Consider the following 4,904-nt stretch of genomic DNA (forward strand, 5'->3'; position numbering starts at 1 on the left):
CGGCGCGCCCCGCGCGCGGCGGGCGGCGGGGCCGCCGCGGGCCCCCGCCGCCCCCCCCCCCCCACACAACCGGCCGCCGCCGGGGGGGCCAATGCACGATCCCGGTCGCCCGAACGGGGCGCGCCGGATGCGACAGTCCCGGCTCCGGGGTCGACTCGGGCCATGAGCACCGACCAGCCGCCGCCCGGGCCGGATGAGCCCCGGGACCGGGACAGCAGCGATCCGTTCGCGAAACAACCGCGTGCGAACGGCTCTCCGTACGGGGACCACGGGGACCAGACCGCGGGGCCCGAGCCGTACGCCGGGATGCCCCCGCTCGCGCACCTCGGCCGCCGTCTGATCGCCCGGATCATCGACGCGCTGCTCATCGGCATTCCGGTCGGGCTCGTCGTGACCGCGATCGCCGGGACCTACGATCCGATCGAGGGCAGCGCCCGCTCGACCACCGTCACGCTGGTCTACGTCCTGGTCTACTTCCTCTACGAGGGGCTGATGCTGACCCGGGACGGCCAGACCGTCGGCAAGAAGGCGATGAAGATCCGGGTCGCCATGCTGGAGAACGGCCAGCCGCCGGCCGGCCAGGCGGGCTGGCTGCGCGCCGGGGTGTACGCCCTGCCCGAGATCGTGCCCTGCTGCGGCTTCCTCTTCTGGCTGATCAATGTGTTGTGGTGCACCTGGGACCGGCCCTACCGGCAGTGCTTGCACGACAAGGCGGCCAAGACACTGGTGGTCTCGGCCGTGCCCTGATCCCCGAGGTGCGCCCTGCCCCTCCGAGGTGCGCCCTGCCCCCGAGGAGTCACCCGGAGACCCCGGAGGAGCCACCCTGAGCTTCCGGCCCGCTCGGCGCGCTGATGTAATCGGGGCATGGCCCCCGACCCGCTGTCCTCGCCCCCGCCTGTGATCCCCCCAGGGATGCCCCCGCTGGCCACCCCTGGTCAGCGCTTCACCGCCCGGCTCATCGACATCGTCATCCTCGGCGCGATCTGGACGGTGGCGCTCACGGCGACCGGCGCGCTCCAGTACACGATGGACCACCCGGGCGAGCAGGACATCGGCAAGGTGACCCTCGCGCTCATCATCACGATGGCGCTCTACTTCGGCTACGAGGGCGTCATGCTGGCCCGCAGCGGACAGACGCTCGGCAAGAAGGCGCTGCGCATCCGGGTGGCGATGCTGTCCGACGGGAATGTGCCGGCCGGTCAGGGCTGGGTCCGCGCGGCGGTCTACGTCCTGCCGGGGATGCTGATCCCGCTGCTGGTCGGCACGGTCTTCTGGCTGGTCAATTCGGCCTCACTGCTGTGGGACAAGCCGCTCCAGCGCTGTCTGCACGACAAGGCCGCGCGGACCGTCGTGGTGTCAGCCGTGCAGTGAGTCGGCCGGGTGTCAGCCGTGCAGTGAGTCGGCGTGCGCCCGGGCGTGCGCCCGCGCCGGGTCGGCCGGTCCGGACCCCGCCACGGTGCGGCTGGTACGGACGGTGCGGCCGGGGCGGGACGCCCGGGCCACCGGCACGGTGACGGCGACGAGGAGCCCGAGAACCAGCCCGACCACGGTCACCACCGCCACCCCGAGCCCCGATCGGGTCTGGGAGAGCAGCAGCATGGCGAAGGTCGAGAGAACGACGGTGGCCGAACCATAGGCAAGCTGTGCAGGAGTCGGACGCGGCATGGCGGGATCCGTCCTCGGGGGCGATATGCAGGGGGCAAGAGTCAGGCTGATGTGCACCGTCAGTCCTGACTCTACGGTCCTGCATGCCCGTGAGGAACGGAAGTAAGCGTGACCTCACCCACGGCGCTGTTGCACAGGGGGCGCACGGAATCATCGGGTGTGCCAACCGGCGTGCATAGCGCGCCCGTTGCTGTCCGTTAAACGGAACGTCGGGATCGCAGAACGTACTTGTCTCATCAGTCCAAGTCAAGGTCTGTCTTTTCTCCTGCCACTCCGGTCAAATGTCCGGCACTGGTGTGGAAAGGGGAGGACTGAGCGAGTGAACAGCCAACGGAGGACGGCCAGATCGGCCGCCATAGCCGCAGTGGTGGCCGCGCTCGGAGCGGCGGCACTCTCGACCGGCATGGCTCAGGCGGACGCACCGTCTACGCGTGTTGAGCGCCACGATCCGGCGCCCGCGAAGACGGATGTCCAGCACGACCTCGAAGGTCCGTACAGCAAGCAGCGGGAAGCGCAGCGCCAGGAGGCGCTGCGTCAGGTCATCTCCGGCGACGCCAAGGCGACCACGCGCGGGGCGTCCAAGGTCGTGAAGCTCGGCAAGGGCAAGTACGTCGAGCTGGCCCGGGAGAAGACCGACAAGATCTTCACCATCCTGGTCGACTTCGGCGACAAGGTGGACGACACCACCATGTACGACCCGGACGGGGACGGCCCCAAGCCGCCGGTGAAGAAGTACGGCGGCGACCCGGGCCCGGCGCACAACACCATCGCCCAGCCGGACCGCGCCGACGACAACAGCACGGCCTGGCAGAAGGACTACAACCGCCAGCACTTCCAGGACCTCTACTTCTCCAAGGACAAGAAGAAGGAGTCCTTGAAGAAGTACTACGAGAAGCAGTCCTCGGGCCGCTACTCGGTGGACGGCGAGGTCTCCGACTGGGTCAAGGTCGACTGGAACGAGGCCCGCTACGGCTCCAACTACTGCGGCGACACCAACTGCGCCAACGCCTGGGACCTGATCCGCGACGGCGTCAACCAGTGGGCCAAGGACCAGAAGGCGGCCGGCCGCACCGACGCGCAGATCAAGGCGGACCTGGCCAAGTACGACCAGTGGGACCGCTACGACTACGACGCCGACGGCAACTTCAACGAGCCCGACGGCTACATCGACCACTTCCAGATCGTCCACGCCGGTGAGGACGAGTCCGCGGGCGGCGGGGTCCAGGGCGAGAACGCCATCTGGGCGCACCGCTGGTACGCGTACGGCACCGACGCGGGCAAGTCCGGCCCCGGCGACAACAAGTCGGGCGGTACGCAGATCGGCGACACCGGCATCTGGGTCGGCGACTACACGATGCAGCCGGAGAACGGCGGCCTCGGCGTCTTCGCCCATGAGTACGGCCATGACCTGGGCCTGCCGGACGAGTACGACACCACCGGCAAGGGGGAGTCGTCCGTCGCCTACTGGTCGCTGATGTCCGCGGGATCCTGGCTCGGCACCGGTAAGGACGCCATCGGCGATCTGCCCGGCGACATGAACGCCTGGGACAAGCTCCAGCTGGGCTGGCTGAACTACGCCTCGGCCAAGGCCGGTAAGAAGTCCACCCACACCCTCGGGGTGGCCGAGTACAACACCAAGAACAAGCAGGCGCTGGTGGTCGAGCTGCCCGCCAAGGCCGTCACCACCGAGGTGGTCGCCCCCGCCGAGGGCTCCAAGCAGTGGTGGAGCGGAATGGGTGACGACCTCAAGAACACCCTCACCCGGTCGGTGGACCTCACGGGTAAGTCCAAGGCCAGCCTGGACCTCCAGGGCTGGTGGGACATCGAGGAGAACTACGACTACCTCTACGCCGAGGTCTCCACGGACGGCGGCGCCAACTGGACGCCCGTCGACGGCACCGCGGACGGCAAGGCCATCCCGCGCGACGCCGGTGACAAGCCCGCGCTGACCGGTACCTCGGGCGCGTACAAGAAGCTCTCCTTCCCGCTGGACGCCTACGCGGGCAAGAAGATCGACCTGCGCTTCCGCTACCAGACCGACGGCGGTGTGGCGCAGAAGGGCTTCGCGGCCGACGCGATCACCCTGACCGCGGACGGCTCCCCGGTCTTCAGCGACGGCGCCGAGGGCGACGACAACGGCTGGACGGCGAAGGGCTTCTCGCGCATCGGCGGCTCCTTCACCAAGGACTACCCGCAGTACTACCTCGCCGAGAACCGCCAGTACGTGTCGTACGACACCACCCTCAAGACCGGCCCGTACAACTTCGGCTGGGCCTCCAGCCGGCCCAACTGGGTCGAGCACTTCCCGTACCAGAACGGGCTGCTGATCTGGCAGTGGGACACCTCGCAGCCGGACAACAACGTCGGCGTCCACCCGGGCAGTGGTCTGATCCTGCCGATCGACGCGCACCCCGCCGCCGAGAAGTGGGCGGACGGCAAGCTGATGCGCAACCGGATCCAGGCGTACGACTCGCCCTTCAGCCGGCTCCCCTCGGACGGCTTCACGCTGCACAACGACGGCAAGGCCGCCAAGGTGAAGCCGAAGCCGGGCATCCCGGTCTTCGATGACCGTAAGGGTACGTACTGGGACGAGAGCAACCCGACCGGCAGTGTCAAGATTGCTGACACCAACACCCGGATCAAGATCCTCAAGGAGCTCCCGGGCGGCTCGACGATGACCGTCCAGGTCGGACCGTCCGCCTCCTAGATCCACACCAGTCTGCGTTTTCGCAGGTCGGAGCGGTAGCGGCCGTCGCCCCCTAGCGGGCGGCGGCCGTTAGCGTTTAGATGCCCCTACGACCTGCTTGTTGACACGACGTCTCACGGGGGCATGACCCGCAATGGCCGACGGAGGATTTACCAAGCTGCCGGGCGGCAGTGTGGTGGTCGCACTGACGCTGCCGCGCCCACTGGGCGAGGGCGGCGTCCGCGTACTGGTACACGCCGCGAACCGCCAGCGAGCCCTGACCAGGCTCCGCAATCTCGGGCTCCGCGCTGTCTATCTGCGCGGCAACACCGCGCCGCCGACACCCGACGAGGTGACGGCGGTGCTCCACCATCCCGACGGGGTGGTCTGGCGCGCCGCGCCGGACCGCGGAGGGGAGCTCTGGCATCCCATGGCCGCCCTCCTCAGACCCCCGGCCCCGGCCTCGTAGGGGGTGTCCGAGGGGCCTTGACGCCTGCGGCGGGCTGCTTTCCCCTACCCGCCCCTTCCCGCAACTGGGGCTCCGCCCCAGACC

General features: G+C 69.1%; 5 protein-coding genes. 4 read left to right on the top strand and 1 reads right to left on the bottom strand.

Annotated elements, in window-relative coordinates; genetic code table 11:
- Positions 1-162: 162 nt before the first annotated feature.
- On the top strand, positions 163-747 hold the full coding sequence (locus ACFXB5_RS44910; protein ID WP_385219648.1) for an RDD family protein: 585 nt from the start codon (positions 163-165) through the stop codon (positions 745-747).
- A gap of 117 nt (positions 748-864) precedes the next feature.
- Positions 865-1,371, top strand: a complete 507-nt coding sequence (locus ACFXB5_RS44915) for an RDD family protein (protein WP_385219649.1) — start codon at positions 865-867, stop codon at positions 1,369-1,371.
- Positions 1,372-1,383: 12 nt separating this feature from the next.
- Here the strand turns inward: ACFXB5_RS44915 and ACFXB5_RS44920 are convergent, their stop codons facing one another.
- Positions 1,384-1,665 (bottom strand): hypothetical protein, encoded by a 282-nt coding sequence (locus ACFXB5_RS44920; RefSeq protein WP_385219651.1) that lies wholly within the window; start codon positions 1,663-1,665, stop codon positions 1,384-1,386.
- Positions 1,666-1,984: 319 nt separating this feature from the next.
- Between ACFXB5_RS44920 and ACFXB5_RS44925 the strand changes: the two genes are divergently transcribed.
- Positions 1,985-4,372: an immune inhibitor A domain-containing protein gene (locus ACFXB5_RS44925; protein ID WP_385219653.1), complete on the top strand. Its 2,388-nt coding sequence runs from the start codon at positions 1,985-1,987 to the stop codon at positions 4,370-4,372.
- A 133-nt stretch (positions 4,373-4,505) separates the two neighbouring features.
- Complete coding sequence (locus ACFXB5_RS44930) at positions 4,506-4,820, top strand: hypothetical protein (protein ID WP_164430298.1); 315 nt, start codon at positions 4,506-4,508, stop codon at positions 4,818-4,820.
- Positions 4,821-4,904: the final 84 nt, after the last annotated feature.

Origin of the sequence: Streptomyces sp. NPDC059455 (assembly GCF_042750115.1) — a bacterium.
GTDB classification, from domain to species: domain Bacteria; phylum Actinomycetota; class Actinomycetes; order Streptomycetales; family Streptomycetaceae; genus Streptomyces; species Streptomyces endocoffeicus.